Annotated in this window: 15 protein-coding genes; 7 read left to right on the forward strand and 8 right to left on the reverse strand. The window is 65.6% G+C overall.

The features are described 5' to 3' along the window. The first annotated feature begins 51 nt into the window (after positions 1-51). From folK to panB, 3 genes are read left to right on the forward strand one after another with little or no spacing between them, the layout of a single operon-like run. Positions 52-594: a 2-amino-4-hydroxy-6-hydroxymethyldihydropteridine diphosphokinase gene (folK, locus tag QFZ91_RS12545; RefSeq protein WP_176379036.1), complete on the forward strand. Its 543-nt coding sequence runs from the start codon at positions 52-54 to the stop codon at positions 592-594. After that, positions 591-1,271 carry a deoxynucleoside kinase gene (locus QFZ91_RS12550; RefSeq protein ID WP_429567428.1) on the forward strand — a complete coding sequence of 227 codons (681 nt, stop codon included), beginning with the start codon at positions 591-593 and terminating at the stop codon, positions 1,269-1,271. Before folK ends, QFZ91_RS12550 begins: the two co-directional genes overlap by 4 nt. Before the next feature lie 37 nt (positions 1,272-1,308). Continuing rightward, the gene (gene panB / locus QFZ91_RS12555; RefSeq protein ID WP_429567429.1) at positions 1,309-2,124 is read left to right on the forward strand and encodes a 3-methyl-2-oxobutanoate hydroxymethyltransferase; all 816 of its coding nucleotides are present in this window, start codon (positions 1,309-1,311) and stop codon (positions 2,122-2,124) included. A gap of 48 nt (positions 2,125-2,172) precedes the next feature. Here panB and pabB read toward each other — a convergent pair whose 3' ends face one another. The 4 genes from pabB to grpE form a co-directional block, all read right to left on the reverse strand. Continuing rightward, positions 2,173-4,059 carry an aminodeoxychorismate synthase component I gene (gene pabB, locus QFZ91_RS12560; protein WP_429567430.1) on the reverse strand — a complete coding sequence of 629 codons (1,887 nt, stop codon included), beginning with the start codon at positions 4,057-4,059 and terminating at the stop codon, positions 2,173-2,175. 18 nt (positions 4,060-4,077) lie between these two features. Continuing rightward, positions 4,078-5,217, reverse strand: coding sequence for a molecular chaperone DnaJ (gene dnaJ, locus QFZ91_RS12565; RefSeq protein WP_368594679.1), 1,140 nt, complete (start codon positions 5,215-5,217; stop codon positions 4,078-4,080). Positions 5,218-5,485: 268 nt separating this feature from the next. Then, entirely contained in the window at positions 5,486-7,441 is a 1,956-nt protein-coding gene (dnaK, locus tag QFZ91_RS12570) for a molecular chaperone DnaK (RefSeq protein ID WP_176379033.1), read from the reverse strand. A gap of 332 nt (positions 7,442-7,773) precedes the next feature. Then, a complete protein-coding gene (gene grpE / locus QFZ91_RS12575) occupies positions 7,774-8,361 on the reverse strand; it encodes a nucleotide exchange factor GrpE (RefSeq protein WP_176122491.1) in 588 nt (195 codons plus the stop codon). Between the two features lie 363 nt (positions 8,362-8,724). On the opposite strand from grpE, the gene QFZ91_RS12580 reads away from it, so the two are divergent. Beyond that, positions 8,725-8,886 (forward strand): hypothetical protein, encoded by a 162-nt coding sequence (locus QFZ91_RS12580; protein ID WP_176109498.1) that lies wholly within the window; start codon positions 8,725-8,727, stop codon positions 8,884-8,886. Here QFZ91_RS12580 and QFZ91_RS12585 read toward each other — a convergent pair. The 3 genes from QFZ91_RS12585 to hrcA all read right to left on the reverse strand — a co-directional run bounded on the left by QFZ91_RS12585 (position 8,858) and on the right by hrcA (position 11,542). Further along, complete coding sequence (locus QFZ91_RS12585) at positions 8,858-9,265, reverse strand: RNA-binding S4 domain-containing protein (RefSeq protein ID WP_176109499.1); 408 nt, start codon at positions 9,263-9,265, stop codon at positions 8,858-8,860. The two genes, QFZ91_RS12580 and QFZ91_RS12585, sit on opposite strands and share 29 nt — an antisense overlap. An 8-nt stretch (positions 9,266-9,273) precedes the next feature. Next, complete coding sequence (gene hemH / locus QFZ91_RS12590) at positions 9,274-10,344, reverse strand: ferrochelatase (protein ID WP_429567431.1); 1,071 nt, start codon at positions 10,342-10,344, stop codon at positions 9,274-9,276. 178 nt (positions 10,345-10,522) lie between these two features. Then, a complete protein-coding gene (gene hrcA / locus QFZ91_RS12595; protein WP_026227992.1) occupies positions 10,523-11,542 on the reverse strand; it encodes a heat-inducible transcriptional repressor HrcA in 1,020 nt (339 codons plus the stop codon). A gap of 211 nt (positions 11,543-11,753) precedes the next feature. Between hrcA and QFZ91_RS12600 the strand changes: the two genes are divergently transcribed. Then, positions 11,754-12,656: an NAD kinase gene (locus tag QFZ91_RS12600; RefSeq protein ID WP_176122489.1), complete on the forward strand. Its 903-nt coding sequence runs from the start codon at positions 11,754-11,756 to the stop codon at positions 12,654-12,656. A 63-nt stretch (positions 12,657-12,719) separates the two neighbouring features. Continuing rightward, positions 12,720-14,387: a DNA repair protein RecN gene (gene recN, locus QFZ91_RS12605; RefSeq protein ID WP_176109502.1), complete on the forward strand. Its 1,668-nt coding sequence runs from the start codon at positions 12,720-12,722 to the stop codon at positions 14,385-14,387. A gap of 112 nt (positions 14,388-14,499) precedes the next feature. Here the strand turns inward: recN and glnE are convergent, their stop codons facing one another. Next, complete coding sequence (gene glnE / locus QFZ91_RS12610) at positions 14,500-17,298, reverse strand: bifunctional [glutamate--ammonia ligase]-adenylyl-L-tyrosine phosphorylase/[glutamate--ammonia-ligase] adenylyltransferase (protein WP_429567432.1); 2,799 nt, start codon at positions 17,296-17,298, stop codon at positions 14,500-14,502. 261 nt (positions 17,299-17,559) lie between these two features. Here glnE and QFZ91_RS12615 point away from each other — a divergent pair, with 261 nt between their 5' ends. After that, positions 17,560-21,813 (forward strand): YhdP family protein, encoded by a 4,254-nt coding sequence (locus QFZ91_RS12615; protein WP_429567433.1) that lies wholly within the window; start codon positions 17,560-17,562, stop codon positions 21,811-21,813. Positions 21,814-21,820 lie beyond the last annotated feature (7 nt).

Consider the following 21,820-nt stretch of genomic DNA (forward strand, 5'->3'; position numbering starts at 1 on the left):
CGCGGCGTTCGCGGAAGAGCCGTCGAAACGATAGCTGCAGGAAGTTATGCCATGACGGTTGCTTATCTTGGCCTCGGCGCGAATCTCGGGGACGCGCGCCAGACCCTGAAAGACGCGGTGGTGTGCCTCGCACAACAGCACACCATCACCGTGCTCGCCAAATCGAGCCTATATCGCACCGCCCCGATCGACGCGGGCGGCGACGACTATTTCAATTGCGTCGTGAAGCTGGAGACGACGCTCCCCGTGCGGCATCTGCTCGCGCTGTGTCACAAGATCGAGCATCATTTCGGCCGTGAGCGGCCGTTCCGCAATGCGCCGCGCACGCTCGATCTCGACATCCTGCTGTACGGCGATCAATCGATCGACGAAGCCGATCTGATCGTGCCGCATCCACGCCTCGTCGAGCGCGCGTTTGCGCTGGTGCCGCTGGTCGAGATCGACGCGGCGATCGTGATTCCGCAACATGGCCGGGCCGCCGCGCTGCTCGATAGCGTCAGCGATCAGCGCATCGAGAAGGTGAAGGGCCCCTGCCAGTGTCCGATGCTCAATGCACTCACCGGTAATTCCGCCGAGAAGGGCCGCTGCGAATGAGTTCGCCGCCGCTCACGGTCACCGCGCCGCAGCTGCGCCCGCCGTTCGGCTATATCGCGATCGAGGGGCCGATCGGCGTCGGCAAGACCTCACTCGCGCGGCGCCTCGCGCAACGCTGGTCGATGCACGAACTGTTCGAGCGCCCGCAGGACAATCCGTTTCTTGAACGCTTCTATCGCGACACCGCGCGCTATGCGCTGCCTGTGCAGTTGCACTTCGCGCTGCAACGCGCGCAGCAGGCGCAGGAAGTGGGCGCCGCGCGGGCGAGCGGAACACCGCTGATCGCCGACTTCATCACGCAGCGAAACGACATCTTCGCGCGTCTGACCTTGCAGGAAGACGAGTGGCAGCTGTACCGCGCGCTTGCCGCGCGGCTCCACGTCAGCGCGCCGGAGCCGGACTTCGTCGTTTATCTGCAGGCGAGTCCCGAGGTGCTGTTCGCGCGCATCCAGAAGCGCGCGGTGCCGATGGAGCTGCAGATTTCCGATGCGTATCTGCGCGCGCTATGCGACGCGTACAACGAATTCTTCTACCACTACGACCGCACGCCCGTGCTGACGGTCAACGCCGAACACCTGAATCCGCTCGACTCCGACGCGGACCTTGCGCTGCTCGCCGAACGCATCGAGACGATGCGCGGCCGCAAGGAATTCTTTGTCAAAGCCACGTCGCTGTGAGCGGCGCGGCTAGTTCATTTTTCTCACTGGATTGACCATGACTTATTTGCAGGAAGCGAGCCGGAGCGCGATCACCGTGCCGAAACTGCAGGCAATGCGCGACGCCGGCGAAAGGATCGCGATGCTCACCTGCTACGACGCGAGCTTCGCCGCGCTGCTCGATCGCGCGGGCGTCGACGTGCTGCTGATCGGCGACTCGCTCGGCAATGTGCTGCAAGGCCAGGCGACCACGCTGCCCGTGACGCTGGCGGACATCGCGTATCACACGGCGAGCGTCTCGCGCGCGCGGCCGTCGGCGCTGATCATGGCGGACCTGCCGTTCGGCACGTACGGCACGCGCGAAGACGCGTTCAGGAGTTCGGTCGAACTGATGCGCGCGGGCGCGCAGATGGTCAAGCTCGAAGGCGGAGAATGGCTCGCGGATACGGTGCGGTTTCTGGTCGAGCGCTCGATTCCGGTGTGCGCGCACGTGGGTCTGACGCCGCAGTCGGTGCATGCATTCGGCGGCTTCAAGGTGCAGGGCAAGACCGAAGCGGGCGCGAGCCAGCTACTGCGCGATTCACTCGCGATGCAGACCGCCGGCGCGCAATCACTGTTGATGGAAGCGATCCCGGGTCAACTCGCGGGCGAGGTCACGAGGCAACTGCGCGTTCCGACGATCGGCATCGGCGCGGGTCTCGACTGCTCGGGTCAGGTGCTCGTGCTGCACGACATGCTCGGGATTTTCCCCGGCAAGCGGCCGCGCTTCGTGAAAGATTTCATGCAGGGACAGCCGAACATTCAGGCGGCCGTCGAGGCGTATGTGCGGGCGGTGAAGGACGGCACGTTCCCAGGCGCCGAGCACACGTTCTGATGTATGTTTGCCGCGCGGGCGCGCGGCATTCCCGTTTGTTTCAGTGCTCTAACTGACAACCCGTGCGGGTATCGCGCCGCGCAGCGCGTTGCACACGAGCAGCGCTTCAGCGTTCAGCACGTCCTGCTGCGTCAGCACTTTTTCACCCGCCTGCAGGTCCGAGGCCCCGGCGAGCAATACGCTTCGCATCACGCCAGGCAGCACGCCCGACGCGAGCGGCGGAGTCCACCATCGTCCCCCTAGCTTCACGAACACGTTCGATCTGCCGCCCTCGGTCAGTTCGCCCCGTTCGTTGAAGAACAGCGTATCGAAGGCGCCCTTCGCCTCGGCTTCGCGCCAGCCGCGGTCGTAGTCGGCGCGGCGCGTGGTCTTGTGGCGCAGCAGCGGATCGGCGGCCTGGGTCGGCGCGAACTGCGCTTCGGGGCCGAGCAGAACCCCCACGACCGCATCGGCCAACGGCGTAAGTATCGCGGCGGTGATCTGCGTCACACCGCTTTTGCTCAACGCAAGCCGCATACGATGCGGCGTCTGCGCCGGCAGCGTGGCGCACCGCGCTGAAATCTCCTCGCGAATGCGCGCTTCGTCGAACCCGAAGCCAAGGGTCGCGGCGCTCGACGACAAGCGACGCAAATGCCGCTCGACATGCCGCACGCCGTCTTCCCGCGTTGCGTACATCGTTTCGAACAGTTCGAAGCCGGGCTCGGCGCCGGTCACAAAACGTGCTTTCAATCGACACTCCTCGTGCTCGTCGGCGGCCACGCTGTCGAGCACGATGCCCGCGCCGATGCCCATGCTGCCGCGCAGACCGTCCGTGCCGCCCGCTTGCGCCGTCGACGCGGTCAATGTCAGCGTGCGGATCGCGACCGACATGCAGAAGTCGCCGCAATCCTCATCATCGTCCGGCGCATCGAGCCAGCCGATCGCGCCGGTATAAAGTCCGCGCGGCGTGCTTTCCAGTTCGTCGATCAGCTGCATCGTGCGATGCTTCGGCGCACCGGTAATCGAACCGCAGGGAAAGAGCGCGCGCAGGATCGTCGCGAACGAGGTGCCGTCGAGCAACGTCGCCTCCACTGTCGACGTCATCTGCCACACCGACGCGTACGGCTCGACCGAAAACAGCGCCGGCACATTGACCGAACCGATCCGCGCAACCCGCGACAGATCGTTGCGCAGTAGATCGACGATCATCACGTTCTCGGCGCGGTTCTTCAGATCGGTGGCGAGGAACTCGGCGTTGCCGCGGTCGATGGCGGGATCTTGCGAGCGCGGCGCCGTGCCCTTCATCGGCCGCGCGCGCAACGTCGGGCCGTGCTTCTCGACGAACAATTCGGGCGAACACGACAGCACCCACGCATCGTCGGGCAACGCGATCAGCGCGCCGAACGACACCGGCTGGCGCGCGCGCAAACGCCGATAGAACGCAAGCGGCGAACCGAACACGTCGAAGCCGAGGCGGTACGTGTAGTTGACCTGATAGGAATCGCCCGCGCGCAGCGCAGCGTGAATCGCGTCGATCGACGCATCGAATTCGGCGCGATCGACGCTCTCGCGCACGTTCGCCGTACCCGCGACCGACGGCTCCGGAGCACCGTTGTCCCGCGTCATCAGCCACGCGTCGACCTCGTCGCGCGCAAGCTTCGCACAGCGTTCGAACAATAAAAAACGCAGCGTGGCATTGCCACGCTGCGTTTCAGTGGACCGAAGCTTGTCGATACCGACGAGCCCACGACCAAATTCATAGTCGGCCAGCACGACGGCGTGCAGGCCGTTGCGGGTATCGGCCGCGACGCTGTCGCACACCGCTTCGAGCTGCGCCGCCTCGGTGCAGACCCGCTCGCGCACGAAACCCGTGTACAAGCGGCTCGACGGACGCGCCGCCGTTGCACCGCAATCGTCAAGCAGCGCGAACACCGCGCCGCGCCTGTCCACCGTCATCCTGACCGCCAAATCAGATCAATCGAAAAAGCTCTTCACCCGATCGAACCAGCTCTTGCTCTGCGGACTATGCCGCGCACCGCCTTCCACGAGCGCCTTTTCGAACTGCTTGAGCAGGTCGCGCTGCGCTTCGGTGAGCTTGACCGGCGTTTCGACCTGCACATGCACGTAGAGATCACCGGCGATGCTCGAACGCAGCCCCTTGATGCCCTTGCCGCGCAAACGGAACGTCTTGCCCGACTGCGTGCCTTCCGGCACGGTGAAAGTTGCGCGACCGGCCAGCGTCGGCACTTCGATATCGCCGCCAAGCGCCGCGGTGGTGAACGGGATCGGCATCTGGCAATGCAGATCGTCGCCGTCGCGCTCGAACACCGAGTGCTGCTTGATATGAATCTCGACGTAGAGATCGCCCGACGGTCCGCCGTTGATGCCCGGCTCGCCATTGCCGGCCGAGCGGATGCGCATGCCGTCGTCGATACCGGCCGGGATCTTCACTTCGAGTGTCTTGGTTTCCTTCACCTTGCCCGCGCCGTGGCAGTGATTGCACGGGTCGGGGATGTAGGTGCCGCTGCCGTGGCACTTCGGGCAAGTCTGCTGGATGCTGAAGAAGCCCTGCGACATGCGCACCGAACCCGAGCCGCTACAGGTCGGGCAGGTTTCCGGCTTGGTGCCCGGCTTCGCGCCCGAGCCATGACAGACTTCGCACGAAACCCAGCTCGGCACGCGGATCTGCGTGTCGTAGCCGTGTGCGGCCTGCTCGAGCGTGATTTCCATGCTGTAGCGCAGATCCGCGCCGCGATACACCTGCGGGCCCGCGCGGCCGCCTCCGCGTGCGCCGGCGCCGGCCGCCTGGCCGAAGATGTCGCCGAAGATGTCGCCGAATGCATCGGCAAAGCCGCCGAAACCTTGCGCACCAGCGCCACCCATGTTCGGATCGACGCCCGCGTGACCGTACTGATCGTACGCGGCGCGCTTTTGCGAATCCGACAGCATTTCATAGGCTTCCTTCACCTCCTTGAAATGCTCTTCCGCATCCTTGTTGCCCGGATTGCGGTCGGGGTGGTGCTTCATCGCGAGCTTGCGATAAGCCTTCTTGATTTCGTCGTCGCTCGCGTTCTTTGCGAGGCCCAGAACCTCGTAGTAATCCCGTTTCGCCATATCGGTTCAACGCCGCCGCGCAAAGCGACGCGGTAGCTCCTTGTGAATGCTGTGGAGTCTTACGACTCGTCCGGCCGCTGTCTGCGCCGCGTCTCGACACGGTTCAAAACAACGCCCTCCATAAAACGAACGTGCCCGGAGAGCCCAAAAGGCTCGCCAGGCGCGAAAAACCGCTCTTGCACTCAAGGCGCCCAAAGGGCGCCGATCTCGTGCAGCCGGGCCGCGCACATCGCTGTGCACGGCTTTACGGTCGGATGCCGACCTGGCTTTAGTCCTTCTTCACTTCCTTGAACTCAGCGTCGACCACGTCGTCGGCCTGCTGGCTCGCGCCCGCCGATGCACCGGCACCCGCACCGCCCGCCGCGCCCGCTGCCGCTTCGGCACCTTGCGCAGCCTGCATGTCGGCGTACATCTTCTCGCCCATCTTCTGCGAGGCCGTGGCCACCGCTTCGATCTTCGCTTCGATCGCGGCCTTGTCGCTCGAGCTGCTCTTCAGCGTGTCTTCGAGTTCCTTCAACGCGGCTTCGATCTTGTCCTTCTCACCCGCTTCGAGCTTGTCGCCGTACTCGGTCAGCGCCTTCTTCGTGCTATGGACGAGTGCGTCACCCTGGTTGCGGGCGTCGGCCAACTCACGCAGCTTGTGATCTTCTTCAGCGTTCGCTTCCGCATCCTTCACCATCTTCTCGATTTCGGCTTCGGACAGACCCGAGTTCGCCTTGATCGTGATGCGGTTTTCCTTGCCGGTCGCCTTATCTTTCGCGCCGACGTGCAGGATGCCGTTCGCGTCGATGTCGAAGCTCACTTCGATCTGCGGCACGCCGCGCGGTGCGGGCGGAATGCCTTCGAGGTTGAACTCGCCGAGCAGCTTGTTGCCCGCTGCCATTTCGCGTTCACCCTGGAACACCTTGATCGTCACGGCGCTTTGATTGTCGTCAGCCGTCGAGTAGACCTGTGCGTGCTTGGTCGGGATCGTGGTGTTCTTGTTGATCATCTTCGTCATCACGCCGCCGAGCGTTTCGATGCCGAGCGACAGCGGGGTCACGTCGAGCAGCAGCACGTCCTTGCGGTCGCCCGACAGCACCTGGCCCTGGATCGCGGCACCAACGGCCACGGCTTCGTCCGGGTTCACGTCACGGCGCGGGTCCTTGCCGAAGAACTCTTTCACCTTTTCCTGCACCTTCGGCATACGGGTCATACCGCCGACCAGGATCACGTCGTCGATTTCGCCGACTTTCACGCCTGCGTCCTTGATGGCCACGCGGCACGGCTCGATGGTGCGCTCGATCAGTTCTTCAACCAGCGCTTCCAACTTCGCACGCGTAATTTTCAGGTTCAAGTGCTTCGGACCCGACGCGTCGGCCGTGATGTACGGCAGGTTGATTTCGGTCTGCTGGCTCGACGACAGCTCGATCTTGGCCTTTTCAGCCGATTCCTTCAGGCGCTGCAGCGCGAGCACGTCTTTCGACAGATCGACGCCCTGTTCCTTCTTGAACTCGCCGATGATGTAGTCGATGATGCGCTGGTCGAAGTCTTCACCGCCGAGGAACGTATCGCCGTTCGTGGACAGCACTTCGAACTGCATTTCACCGTCGACGTCTGCGATTTCGATGATCGAGATGTCGAACGTGCCGCCGCCGAGGTCGAACACGGCGATCTTGCGGTCGCCCTTTTCAGCCTTGTCCAGACCGAATGCCAATGCTGCTGCGGTCGGTTCGTTGATGATCCGCTTCACTTCCAGACCGGCGATGCGGCCTGCATCTTTGGTCGCCTGACGCTGGCTGTCGTTGAAGTACGCCGGCACCGTGATCACGGCTTCCGTGACGGTCTCGCCGAGGTAGTCCTCAGCGGTCTTCTTCATCTTGCGCAGCACTTCGGCCGAGATTTGCGGCGGCGCGAGCTTCTGGTCGCGCACTTCGATCCATGCGTCACCGTTGTCGGCCTTGATGATCTTGTAGGGCATCAGGCCGATGTCCTTCTGCACTTCCTTCTCTTCGAAGCGGCGACCGATCAGGCGCTTGACCGCGAACAGCGTGTTCTTCGGGTTCGTGACCGACTGACGCTTGGCCGGCGCGCCGACCAGGATCTCGCTGTCTTCCATGTAAGCGATGATCGACGGCGTGGTGCGCGCGCCTTCCGAGTTCTCGATGACCTTGACCGAGTTGCCTTCCATGATCGCCACGCACGAGTTGGTCGTGCCGAGGTCGATGCCGATGATTTTGCCCATTTTTACAAATCTCCTGACTTTGATCGCTGCGGAAAGCGCCCGGTTGGCCCATCTGGCGGCGGGACGATCCGCTCTCAATTCCTACCTGCACTCAAAATAAGTGCGGCCACATCGTTTTCAAGACCTCTATCGCGATGCGGTCTTTAATTTTTTTCAATCACGGGGCGGCCTCGTGAATCCTTGCTGCGAGCCCGCTCCGCCAGCTTGCACGGCGCCCCCGGCGGGGTTCGCCGGAAGTGCCTGAATCGACTGGATGTTTTGCGGCGCGCGGCGATGCGAAGCGACGAGGCAGACGCCGCCGGCGCGGACGCACGGGCTGCGCTTCGACGTGCTTACTTCGGCGCGGCGACGGTCACGAGCGCGGGACGCAGCACGCGGTCCGCGATCACGAAGCCCTTTTGCAGCACCGCGACGACGGTGTTCGGTTCCTGGTCGGCCGGCACCATCGAAATGGCCTGATGGCGATGCGGGTCGAACTTCTCGCCGACCGGGTTGATGGCCACGACTCGGCCCTTCTCGAGCGCGCCGCTCAACTGGCGCAGCGTGAGCTCGACGCCTTCGCGGACCTTCTGCAGGTCGTCGGACGAATGGGCGACGGCCGCCTCGAGGCTGTCGACGACCGGCAGCAGATGCTCGGCGAAGTTCTCGATCGCAAACTTGTGCGCCTTGGCGACGTCTTCCTGAGCGCGACGGCGCACGTTTTCGGTTTCGGCCTTCGCGCGCAGGAAGTCTTCCTGCAACTCGGCGATCTTCGCCTGAGCGTCGGCCAGCGCCTGCTCGGCGGCAGCCTGGGCGGATTCAGTGGTGGCGCCGGTGTCCTGCTGTTGAGTGGCGGCCTCAGCCGCCTCGGCGGCCTGGCGCGCGGCTTCGTCGGCGGGCGTGGGATTCTGGCTCGTCGGGTTCTCTTGCGTGTTTTCCATGTCGCTGAAAGTCGTTAAAAAGTAAAAGCAAAGACGGAAAAAGCCGTTCCGACACAGTACGATTCGTGCTTTGCAAAATCGCGACAGGTGTCTTCGCGCCGATCCGCCAGACCGGACCCCAGATGGGGCCTGAAATAGCCGTTTCAAGCGGCTCCGAGGTTTTTTCGCACCACCGTCGTGCAGGCGAAATGCGCCGTAACAGGCATTCACTTGGCGCAATCAGATAGGGATTGAGTGCAGCCCGCAACTGACCTATTCTCCAGTCATGGAGCGGCAACGCACGTTAACCCTAATTTGACGTAAGCCTTACCGACACCTGACAGTCGTTCCGATAGCCCGTTTCAGCCCATCGAGGGGAGTACCGTGAAACTGACCGTTGCAATCGGGGTGGTCGCACTGGTACTGATCGCGGGCACCACGACCATCTGCATGTCCGGCGCGGTTAACGACCACACCACCGAGTACGGTGGCGCACACGCCACGGTCGAGCAGTTTTTTAGTTCCCACCCGAAAATCTGTCGATAGTGCGCCGGTCGCGTTTCGTCGGTCGCCCGTGCAGCGCGGCGGCCGGCTCGTGATACACCTTGCGCCGTTCCTGCTCGACCTGCCGCTTCTCCTTGCTCTGCGCGGTTTCAACGTAAAGCGTCTGCGCCACGCTCGCCGGGCCGCGCACGTCGCACACGCCCAGCACCTCGACCTGCCACACGTAGCGCTCGATCTCGATTTCGACCAGATCGCCGACACGCACGTCCTTGGCCGGCTTCACGGCCGCGCCGCCGATGCGCACCCGCCCCTTGTCGACCGCATCCGCGGCCAGCGAACGCGTCTTGAAGAAGCGCGCGGCCCACAGCCATTTGTCGATGCGCAGTTTCGCGCCCGGTTCGGTTGAAATGCGGTAGTTCATCTGCGTATTCAAGGTCCTGTCGTATGCGGCACCGGCACCGCCTGCACCGGCCAGCCCTGCAGGTGCTGCGCGACGATTTCGCCGAGCGCGGCAACCCACGGCTGAGACGCATTCAGACAGGGGATCCGGTGAAACTCCTTGCCACCCGCCTGCAGAAATTCGTCGCGCACTTCCATGCCGATTTCCTCGATCGTTTCGAGGCAGTCGGCGGTGAAACCCGGACAAAACACGTCAGCACGCCGCACGCCTGCCGCACCGAGTTCCTTCAACGTCGGCGCCGTGTAGGGCTGCAGCCATTCGGCCTTGCCAAAGCGCGACTGGAACGTGATGCGGCATTCGACCGGCGTCAACTCCAGCGCCTGCATCAGCAGCGCGCCGGTCTGCTGGCATTGCTCGTGATACGGGTCGCCGAGGTCGAGCGTGCGCTTGGGCACGCCGTGGAAACTCAGCACGAGCTTGTCGCCCGCCGCGAAATCAGGGCGGCCGTGCAGATGCCAGTGATGACGCACCTGCGCGGCGAGCGCCGCGATATACGCCGGGTGATCGGCGTACTGGCGAACCGTGCGGATTTCCGGCTGGTTGCGCATGCGCTTGAGCGCGGAAAAGGCTTCGTCGAACGCGGTCGCGGTGGTCGACGCCGAATACTGCGGATACATCGGCATCAGCAGCACGCGCTCGGCGCCGGCGAGCTTCAGCTGGTTCAGCATTGCCGGAATGCCGGGCGTGCCGTAGCGCATCGCGTAGTCGACCAGCACCGTGTAGTCGTTGACTTGCAGCAGATGGCGCAAACCCTCGACCTGCTTTTCGGTGTGCACGCGCAGCGGCGAGCCCTCGGGCATCCATACCGCCGCGTACTTCCTGGCGGAACGGCGGCCGCGAAGCGGCAGGATCAGCAGACGCAGAATCAGCTGCCACAGCAACGCGGGAATTTCGACCACGCGAGGATCGGACAGGAACTGCGCGAGATAGCTGCGCACCGCGCGCGGTGTCGGCGCGTCGGGCGTGCCGAGGTTGATCAGCAATACGGCGACGCGATGCGATGTGGCGTTCTGTGATGGCCGCTCGAGGTCGAAGCGCATAGGCAGCAGAAGTCACCGCTTCACGCGGCGAGTCGATTCAATGGAGATTCATTATAGCGGCGCGGGTTCGGCCGGGCGTCGCCGGACCCTGGCCATTCGGACGATTGGCAGAGGCCGCCCGTTCGCGCATCATGGCCGGCACGGGCTGCGATGACGGCGGCGCCGCGGAGCGCGATGACTACTGCTGGCTGAGCGTCATGGACAACAGCCGCGCGGTGATGTCCACGATCGGAATCACGCGGTTGTAGGCCATGCGGGTCGGTCCGATCACACCGAGCGTGCCGACGATCTTGCCGTTGACCTCGTACGGCGCGGTGACGACGCTCATTTCCTCGATCGGCACCAGTGTCGATTCGCCGCCAATGAAAATTTGCACACCCGCCGCGTGACTCGACACGTCGAGCAACTGAAGGAGGCTGGTCTTCTGGTCGAACACATCGAACAGCTTGCGCAGGCGCGCCATGTCCGACGAAAGATCGGCGACTTCGAGCAGATTGCGCTCGCCGGAGATAAGCACAGTCTCGCCGGTATCGGATTCGTCGGTGCTCGCGGTGACGGCCGCGTGCATCAACGAGGTCATGTCGCCGCGCAGCTCGTCGATTTCCTCGCGCAGGCGGCGGCGCACTTCGTCGAACGAGAGGCCCGCGAAGTGCGCGTTGATGTAATTGGAGGCTTCCACCAGCTGCGAAGGCGAAAAGTCGCGCTGGGTGGCGAGGATGCGGTTCTGCACGTCGCCTTCGGGCGTCACGATGATCAGCAGAATGCGCTTGTCGGACAGGCGCATGAATTCGATCTGCTTGAATACGTGGCTGCGGCGCGGTGTGAGCACCACGCCGGCGAACTGCGACAGGTTGGACAGCACGCTCGCCGCCGCGGCGACGATCTTCTGCGGCTCGCCCACCTGCAGCGTGGTTTTGACCGCGCGCATCACCGCTTCTTCGTCGGCGGCGGACTCGACCGTCAACATTGTGTCGACGAACAGACGGTAGCCGCGTGGCGTTGGAATGCGCCCCGCCGACGTGTGCGGACTGATCACGAGCCCCAGATCCTCGAGGTCCGACATCACGTTGCGGATCGTGGCCGGGCTCAGCTCGAGGCCCGAGTAACGTGACAGCGTGCGCGAGCCGACCGGCTGACCTTCGGCGATGTAGCGCTCGATCAACGTTTTGAGGAGGGTTTGTGCGCGAGGATCTAGCATGACGAAAAATTTTAGCTCAATGGCATCGCAGCCGCGAGCGCCCGCGGCGCCCGCTCCCGGCCAATGCGGCGCCGTCAGCGGGCGCGCATGTCATCGGGTCTTCACCATTCTAACGATAATCGCGACATGCGCAGACGCCCCCGCGTGCGCCGGCCCGCTACCGGGTTGGCCTGCGGTTCTTTTCAGGCCCTACCTATGGTGTAATGCCGGCATGCAAGTGACCAGCCAGTTCAAGACCGTCGCGCTCGTCGGGCGCAGCAATACGCCAGGCATCGGCGAGCCGCTGACCGCGCTCGCCGCGTGCATCGCGAAGCTCGGCCTCGAAGTCGTGTTCGAAGCCGACACCGCCGCCGAAATCGGCGTAACCGACTATCCGGCGCTGCGTCCCGCCGAGATCGGCGCGCGCGCCGACGTCGCCGTGGTGCTCGGCGGCGACGGCACGATGCTCGGCATCGGTCGCCAGCTCGCGCCATATCGCACGCCCTTGATCGGCATCAACCACGGACGGCTCGGCTTCATCACCGACATTCCAATCTCCGACATGCGCGAGATCGTGCCGCAAATGCTGTCCGGCAATTTCGAGCGCGAGGAGCGCGTGCTGCTCGAAGCGCGCATCGTGCGCGACGGCACGTCGATCTATCACGCGCTCGCGTTCAACGACGTGGTGGTCAACCGTAGCGGTTTTTCGGGCATGGCGGAGCTGCGCGTGTCGGTCGACGGCCGCTTCATGTACAACCAGCGCTCGGACGGCCTGATCGTCGCGACGCCGACCGGCTCGACCGCGTACGCGCTGTCGTCGCAGGGGCCGATCCTGCATCCCCAATTGCAGGGCTTCGTGCTCGTGCCGATCGCGCCGCACGCGCTGTCGAACCGGCCAATCGTGCTGCCGGACGACTCGAAGGTCAGCATCCAGATCGTTTCCGGGCGCGAAGTGAACGTCAATTTCGACATGCAGTCGTTCACGTCGCTGGAGCTCGGCGACACGATCGAGGTGCGCCGTTCGCGTCACACGGTGCCAATGCTGCATCCGGTCGGCTACAGCTATTACGCGACGCTGCGCAAGAAGCTGCACTGGCACGAGTACCCGTCGCACGAAGAAGACCCGAGGCCGTAAGCGGCGCTTTCAAGCCCACGCCGCCGCGGCCGCCACCCGAATCCAAGCTACCCGACGACCTCCATGCTTCGCCACCTCTCGATACGCGACTTCGTCATCGTCGCCGCGCTCGACCTCGAATTCGACAGCGGCTTTACCGTTTTCTCGGGCGAAACCGGCGCCGGCAAATCGATCTTGATTGACGCGCTCGCGCTCGCGCTAGGCGCGCGCGCCGAGGCGAGCGTCGTGCGCACCGGCGAGAGCCGCGCCGATATCACCGCGGAGTTCGAAACGCACGCGCAGGTCGATCAATGGCTCGACGCGCAGGCGCTCGGCGCGGCCGATGACGGCCAGCACGGCGGCACCGTGATGCTGCGGCGGGTGGTCGACGCGAACGGTCGCTCACGCGCGTTCATCAATGGCACGGCCGCGACGCTCGCGCAGCTGCGCGAGGTCGGCGAAATGCTCGTCGATATTCACGGCCAGCATGCGCACCAGTTGCTGATGCGCCCGGACGCGCAGCGCGAGCTGTTCGACACGCACGCGGGCCTGTCGGACCTGGCCGCCGCCGTGACACGCGCGTGGCGCACGTGGCGCGACAAGGCGCAGGCGGTCGAGCACGCGCAAACGCGCGATCGCGAGCTGCAACTCGAACGCGAGCGACTCGCGTGGCAACTCACCGAACTCGATAAGCTCGCGCCGCAGCCCGGCGAATGGGAAGAGGTCAACACCGAGCATCGGCGGCTGTCGCATTCCGCGAATCTGATCGACGGCGTGCAGGGTGCGCTCGGCGCGCTGTCCGAATCGGACGACGCGATGATCACGCATCTCGGCTCGATCGTGTCGAAGGTGCGCGACCTCGCGGAGATCGACCCGGCGCTGAACGACGTGCTCGCCGCGCTCGAACCCGCCGAGATCCAGTTGCAGGAAGCCGCGTATTCGCTGAGCCACTACGCGCAGAAGCTCGAGCTCGATCCGGAGCGGCTCGCGCAGGTCGAAAAGCGCCTCGACGCGCTGCACTCGGCCGCGCGAAAATTCCGTCTGCAGCCCGAGACGCTGCCGGAAGAACACGAAGCGCGCCGCAAGCAATTGGCCGCGCTCGACGCCGCCGCCGACCTCGACGGCCTGCGCGCCGCCGAGGCGCAAGCGAAGGACGCGTTCGTCGCCGAGGCTAAAAAACTGTCGAAGGCACGCGCCAAAGCAGGCAAGGCGCTCGGCGAGGCGGTCACGACCGGCATGCAGGAACTGTCGATGAAAGGCGGCAGCTTCGAAGTCGCGCTGGTGCCGTTGCCCGAAGGCGGTGCGCATGGGCTCGAGCAGATCGAGTTCCGCGTGGCCGGTCACGCCGGCGTGCCGCTGCGGCCGCTCGCGAAAGTCGCGTCGGGCGGCGAACTCGCGCGTATCAGTCTCGCGCTCGCAGTGATCGCGAGCGCGGCCAGCCCGACGCCGACGCTGATCTTCGACGAAGTGGATACGGGCATCGGCGGCGGCGTGGCCGAAGTGGTCGGGCGGCTATTGCATCAACTCGGCGAGGCGCGCCAGGTGTTGTGCGTGACCCATCTGCCGCAGGTCGCGGCGCGCGGCGATCATCATTTCCAGGTCGCAAAGATGAGCAACGGCACCGGCGGCACGCTCAGCAGCGTGACCTCGCTCGACAAGGCGAGCCGCATCGAGGAAGTCGCGCGCATGCTCGGCGGCCTCGAAATCACGGCGACCACGCGCAAGCACGCGAAGGAAATGCTGGCCGCCTGAGATTGCGCCGTGCGCAGCTCACCGCACACGGCCTGAGTCGGGTTGGCCGGGACCTCACACCGATCCCGGCCGCGCATGATGCGCTGGCGCTACGCGAAATGCGCAAGCGCCTTTACCCAAACACCCTCTTCCACAACGCCAGCACCGCCTCGCGCTCGGCCGCGACCAGCGCCGGATCGACCCGCGCCTTCTCCATCCCGTCGAGCCGCAGCGTGTGCTGCAGCTTGCGATAGCGCCGATAGGCAGCGCCGACCGTCTCGGCTTCCGCTTCGCTCATCAGCCCGAAACGCGACACTTCACGCAGCAGCGCGATATTGCCGGTATTCCGGATCAGTTCTGGATCGCGCGCCGCATGCAGCAGCACCCAGTACTGCACGGTGAACTCGATATCGACCATGCCGCCGCGGTCGTGCTTCAGGTCGAATAGAGTCGGCGTCTGGTTCGGGTGACCCGCTTCGACGCGCGCGCGCATCTCGACGATCTCTTTCGCGAGCAGCGGCGCTTCGCGCGGTGTCGTCAGCACCTGTTCGCGGATCGCCTCGAACTTCGCGCCGATCTCCGGATCGCCCGCACAGTAGCGTGCCCGCGTCAGCGCTTGATGCTCCCACACCCAGGCGGTGTTCGCCGCGTCGCCCTCGCGCAGCTGATAGCGGCGGAACGCGTCGAGATCGGTGACGAGCAGGCCTGACTCGCCATTGGGCCGCAGCCGCAGATCGATGTCGAACAAGGTGCCGGCGCCGGTCGCGGTGGTCAGCCACGTGATCAGGCGCCGCGTGAAGGTGGCGTAGACGTCGGCCGCCGCATCGTCGGGATCGTCATACAGGAAGATCAGGTCGAGGTCCGACGCGTAGCCGAGCTCCTTGCCGCCGAGCTTGCCATAGGCGATCACCGCGAAGCGCGGCGCGTCGCGGTGACGTTTGGGCAACTGATTCCACACGGCTTCGATCGTCACGTCGAGCACCGCGTCGGCGAGCTCGGACAGCCGATCGCTGACGTGCTCGACGGACAGCTTGCCGGCGAGATCGATCAGCAGAATGCGAAACACCTCGGCCTGATGCGCGTGGCGCAGCAGATCCATCTGCTGCTCGACGCCGTCGGCGGCGGCGAGCCGCAAACGCAATGTTCGTTCGAATTCGGGCCAGTCGAACGGGCTGTTGATGGCCTCGCCGTCGAGCAGTTCGTCGAGCAGCTGCGGGTGGCGGATCAGATAGCCGGCCGCCCAGCGCGAGCCGCCCAGCACCGACAGCACCTGGTGCAGCGCCTGCGGATACTCGGTCAAGAGCGCCAGATACGCGCCGCGCCGGCTCACCGCTTCGAGCAGATCGAACAGGCGCGCGACCGTATCGCCGCGCCGGCCGGCCGGCTCCAGCGTGCGCGCGGCTTCGAGCGCGCGCTGCGCGACGATGTCGAAGCGCTGCCGGCTGCGCTCGTTCAGGCCCGTGTAGCGCGACGAGCGCCACACCGCCTGCAGCCGCGCGAGCAACTCGCCGGGTTCGGCCACACCGAGTTCGATGAGGCGCGCGCGCAGCGCGTCGTCGGCGCTATCGTCGGCGAGCGCACTGCTCCACACCCACGCGGCCGCGCCGTCCTCGGGCGCGCCGCAGCCGTCGCGGCCGCCCACCTTGTCGGCGAAAATCTGGTCGAACTGCTGTTCGACGAACTCGCGATGCGCGTCGAGCTTAGTCATCAATTCCGGGTAGTCGTCGCAGCCCATCGCGCGCGCGAGCGCCGCGCGGTCTTCGGCATCGACGGGCATCGCGTGAGTCTGCGCGTCGTTGCGATATTGCAAGCGATGTTCGAGCTCGCGCAGAAAGCGATACGCCTGCGACAGCTTCAGGCAAACCGACGGGTCCATCAACCCATGCGTGGCCGCATGGCGCAGCACGGCGAGCGTCGGCCGCACGCGAAAGCCGGCGTCCTGGCCGCCGCGGATCAGCTGGAACACCTGCGCGCTAAACTCGATTTCACGGATGCCGCCTCGGCCGAGCTTGATGTCGTCGGCCTTGTCGGGGCGCATCGACGCGCGGCGTTGCGCCTCCTGGCGGATCTGCAGATGCAGCGCGCGGATCGCGCTGATCACGCCGAAATCCAGATAGCGTCGATAGACGAACGGTGTGACGATCGCATCGAGCTGCTTCTGCAGCCGCTGCGCCGCGGCGCTTGCGCCCTCGGACACGAGCCGGCCCTTGATCCACGCGTAGCGCTCCCACTCGCGGCCCTGCACGTAGAAATACTCTTCGAGCATGCCGAGGCTGCACACGAGCGGGCCCGAATCGCCGTTCGGCCGCAGACGCATATCGACACGAAACACGTAGCCGTCGGCGGTGACTTCCGCGAGCGCGCCGATCAGCCGCTTGCCGAGCCGCGTGAAGAACTCCTGGGTCGCGAGCGGCGAGCGCTGGCCGCCGGTCGTCTCGCCATCGTCCTCGTAGACGAAGATCAGATCGATATCCGACGACACGTTCAGCTCGCGCCCGCCGAGCTTGCCCATGCCGACCACGCCGAGCGTGAGCCGCTCGCCCTGCTGGTCGCGCGGCTCGCCATACAGCGCTTCCAGTTCGGCGCTCAGCACCGTCAGCGCGCGCTGGATCGACGTTTCCGCGAGATCGGTCATCGCGCCGGTGACTTCGGCGATATCGGCTTCGCCGGCCAGGTCGCGCTCCATCACCGCGCAGAATACTTCGGTGCGCAACTGGCGCAGCGCGCGTTTCAGCGCATCTTCGTTGACCGGCGCACCGGCGGGGCCAGCCGCCTCGGCGCACAGTGCGTCGAGACGCGCGTCGATGCGCTCGCGCGTCAGCGGCTCGTCGGCCAGCGCGCTGACATGCGCGACCAGTTGCGGGCGGGCCGCGGCGGCGCGCGCGGCATAGTGCGAATAGCTGGAACTCAGGAGGGTTGCGTCAGTCATCAAAAATCTGGCTCGCTCGTTGCTTGATCGAATTTGTCCGGCGGTATTCTGACGATGTAGGGGTGTCGTTTCGGGGTCGCTGTCATATCGTTCTATTGTGCAACCGGCACGCGGCGGCAAGCATGCCGAAGCCCGTGCCGAACGGCCTCGCGAATCCCCGTCACGGGCTTTCGGACAGGGTTTGCAGGAAGTCCGCCGACGCTTTCCCGTGTGTTACATTTCGTCGTTAACACGCAAAACTACCATACGCCCAGCCGCCGCAGCATGTCCGAGCGAAACGAATCCGCCGACCCGCAAGCCCCATCGCAGGTCCGGCATGTGAGCGGAAGCGACCACATCGTGTTGCGTCGGACGTTGCGCGTGCTGGCCACGCTCGCACTCGTCCTCTATTTCATCGCGGGCGGAGTGTTTCTGGGTTTGCGCTACGTGGTGCTGCCGCGAGTCGACACGTTCCGGCCGCGCATCGAAGCCGCAGTCTCCGACAAGCTGCACACCCAATTCACGATCGGCCGGCTCGCGCCGCACTGGAGCGGCTTCCAGCCTGGGCTCGACGTCACCAACCTCGTCATCCGCGATCACGACGGCCAACCCGCGCTGACGATTCCGCACGCCACCGCGACGGTATCCTGGCGCTCGCTATGGGAGTTTCATCCGGCGCTGTCGAGCCTGATCGTCGATCAGCCGGACGTGCTGGTGTCGCGCAGCGACGACGGCGTGCTGTCGGTCGCGGGCGTGCCGGTACCGACGCGCCACAGCGGCAACGACGCGCTGTCCACCTGGTTGTTGCGTCAGCAGGCGATCGTCGTGCGCGGCGGCGTGCTGCGCTGGCGCGACGCGACCCGCCACGAGCCCGAACTGGCGCTGCGCGATATCCGCATCGCGATCCTCAATGACGGCCGCGACCACCGCATGGCGCTGCAGGCACCGCCCGACGGCAGCGTGCTGAAAGGCCCGCTCGACTTCCGCACGCACTTTCGCCACGCGCCGCTCTCCGCGATCGGCAAGCCGATCAACTGGAGCGGCCAGGTGTATATGTCGACGGGCCCGGTCGATCTGCCGACCCTCGCGCGCTACGTCGAATTCCCGATCGAGACGTTCGCCGGCCGCATCGACAATGCAATCTGGATCGACTTCAGCGAAGGCCGCATGAACCAGGCGACCGGCCAGCTGAACGGCAACGACGTCGCGATGCGGGTGCGCCCGACCCAGCCAAAGCTGCTCGTGCCGATCGCCCACTTTCTGTGGCGCGTCGAGGCAGACGACGGCGAGTACCGGCTGCAGTTGTCGGACCTGCGTGCCGAGCTCGGCCAGCCGCCGCTCGAAGACGGCACGCCGCTCACGCGCATCCTGCGCTTCCGGACCCTCGACAGCCGCTACCGGACCGCATCGCAGCAGCACGGGCAGCTTTTGAGCATCAGCGGCGATCGCGTCGATCTCGGCATCCTCGCCGAATTCAGCCGCGCGTTGCCGTTGCCGCGGCACTTTCTGAACGAACTCGTGCGCATCAATCCGCGCGGGCTGGTCGCGAACTACGTGATCGAGGTCGAGCGCGACAAACCGGAATCCGGAGAAGTGGGCAGCGACCATCGGCCGACGGGTGCGGAGCCGATCGAGCGTTATCGCTTCAAGGGCGATCTGCAGGGCATCAGCTTCGCCGCCCAGGAGCCGGGGCCGGGCCTGACGCCGCGCGGCCATCCGCGCGCCGGCATTCCCGGCATCGAGAACCTGTGGGGCACCGTCGACGCCGACGAAAAAGGCGGCCGCGCAAACCTCGATACGTCCAACGTGGCGATCACGCTGCCGGGCGTGTTCGACGATCCGCGTCTGACGCTCGCGCGTCTGCGCGGCCGCGCCGAGTGGACGATGGGCAAGAAGGCACCGGGCGACACGCGTCCCGCGTTCGCGGTCAAGCTCAACGATTTCAGCGTATCGAACCCCGACGTCGAGGCAAGCGCGACCGCGAGCTACAGCAATCCCGGCCACGGCCGCGGCTCGCTCGACCTCAAAGCCGACTTCCAGCGCGCGCAGGTGACCCGTATCGCCCGCTATCTGCCGACCGCGGTCAGCGAAAAGCTGCGTATTTACCTGGACCACGGCCTGCAGGCTGGCGTGTCGCGCGGCGGCACGATCGAAGTGCACGGCGACCTGACCAAGTTCCCCTACGCACGCGACCCCGACGCCGGCCTCTTCCACATCGTCGCGCCGTTCACCGGCGGCAAGTTCGATCCGACGCCGTTCCCGCCGCGCAACATGCGCAACGGCACGCCAAACGTTTGGCCGCCGCTCGACGGCATCGACGGCGTGTTCGAGCTCAAGCAGAACGTGCTGCGCTTCGACATCGACCGCGGCCGTTACAAGCGCGTCGCGCTGACCGGCGTGAACGGCCGCATCGACGATCTCGGCACCAAAGGCTCGAACCTCACCATCCAGGGCAATGGCCGGGGCCCGCTCGCCGACATGCTCGACTATGTGAACCGCAGCTCACTCGGCATCATGGCGCGGCATCAGACCGAAAAGATTCGCGCGGAAGGGCCCGCGTCCCTCGCGCTGAAGCTGACGATCCCCCGTACGCCGAAGCCGCATGTCGGCGTCGAAGGCGCGCTAGGCTTCCTGAACAATCGCCTGAGCGTGAGCAATGCGCCGCCGCTGTCGCGGCTGAACGGCCGGGTGCGCTTCACCGAACGAACGGCCGAGGTCGAGCGGCTCTCCGGACAGTTCCTTGGCGGCGACGTGCATGCGAACGGCGGCCTGCGGCAAGACGGCACATACGCGCTCGCGCTCAACGGCCACATCGCCGTCGATGCCGCGCGCGAGCTGCATCCGCCTGGCGCGGCCGCGCAGGTACTAACGCATATGAGCGGCAGCGCGCCTTATGCGTTGCGCGTCGCCGGCGCGAGGGGCCGCCTGCCGCAGGTCAGCGCCAACTCGGATCTGAGCGGCCTCGCGCTCGATTTTCCAGCGCCGTTCGCGAAGCAGGCCGGCACACCGATGCCGCTGCATTTCGCGGTCAATCCGTCGACGGTGCCGGGCGAAGCCGGCCTCGAACGCGCCGACCTGACGTTGGGGCCGGTCGCCGCCGCGTATCTGCTGCGCTATCGGCCGAGCGCGCAGCCGCGTACGCCACCGACCGTCGTGCGCGGCGCGATCGGCGTGAACCGGGCGGTCGAGTTGCCGTCCGAGGGCGTGGTCGCCGCGGTGGACATCAAGGAGTTCAATGCGGATGCCTGGCGCGCGCTCGCCGCGCAGTTGCGCGCGGGCGCGGCCGGCGCGAATGGCGCGAACGGCGGCGCGAACGGCGGCAATAGCGCAACCAACGCAAGCAGCGCGACCACCCCCGCCGCCGCGCCGAATCCGATGCTCACGCAGTTCCTGCCGAACCGCTTCGCGCTGCACATCGACACGCTGACGCTTCTCAAGCGTCACTGGGACAACGTGATCGTCGGCGCGTCGCACATGGACCGCACGTGGCAGGCGAACATCGCGTCGAATCAGGTGTCCGGCCACGTGTCGTGGCTGCCGGGCGTGACCCGCGAATCGCCGGGAGAACTGCAGGCGCGCTTCGCACGCGTCGTGATTCCATCGGTCGCGGACAAGGACCTGCTCGGCCCGGCGATGTCGGCGCCCGCGCTGAACATGCCGTCGATCGATCTGGTCGTGAACGAGCTGATCGTGCACGACCGCAACGTCGGCCGGCTCGAGGTCGACGCGCACAACTACGACGAGAACGGCGTGCCGGTGTGGCAGCTCGACAAGCTCGACGTGACGAACCCTACCGCGACGCTCACCGCGACCGCGAACTGGCGCACCTCGACCGAACTGCCCATCTCGGCCGACGAAGCCACGCCGCGCCGCACCGTGTTCGATTTCAAGCTCGACATCAAGGACGCTGGCGCGATGCTCGAGCGCTTCGGTCTGCCGAGAACGCTCAAGGGCGGCATCGGCGCTATCCAGGGCAAGGCCGTGTGGCAGGGCGGCCCGACCACGATCGACTATTCGACGCTGAACGGCAACCTCGCGCTCGATCTGCGCCACGGCCAGATCCTGAAGGTCGATCCAGGCGTCGCAACGCTGCTCGGCGTGCTGAGCCTGCAAAGCCTCGCGCGCATCGCCACGCTCGATTTCCGCGACGTGCTCGGCGAGGGCCTGCCGTTCTCGAGCGTGACCGGTACCGCGCAGATTCATGACGGCATCGCCCGCACCGACAACTTCAGGATGGTGACCGCGCCGGCCCGCGCCGAAATGGTGGGCTCGGTCGACATCGCACAGAGAACCCAGAACCTGCACCTGCACGTGATACCGACCGTCAGCGCCGGCTCCGCGGTGATCGCCGCGACGATCATCAATCCGCTGATCGGTCTCGGCGCGCTGGTCGCCGATATCGCCTTCACACATGGGGTGTCGCACGTGTTCGCGCGCGACTACGCGATCACCGGTTCGTGGTCCAAACCGCAGGTTCAGCGGGTGACGGGCGAACGGGGTAAGATTGACGCTCCGGCTTCGACCGTGGAAGCGCACTGAGCTTCGG

Source organism: Paraburkholderia sp. JPY419 (genome assembly GCF_050435705.1).
In the GTDB taxonomy this organism is placed as follows: Bacteria; Pseudomonadota; Gammaproteobacteria; order Burkholderiales; family Burkholderiaceae; genus Paraburkholderia; species Paraburkholderia youngii.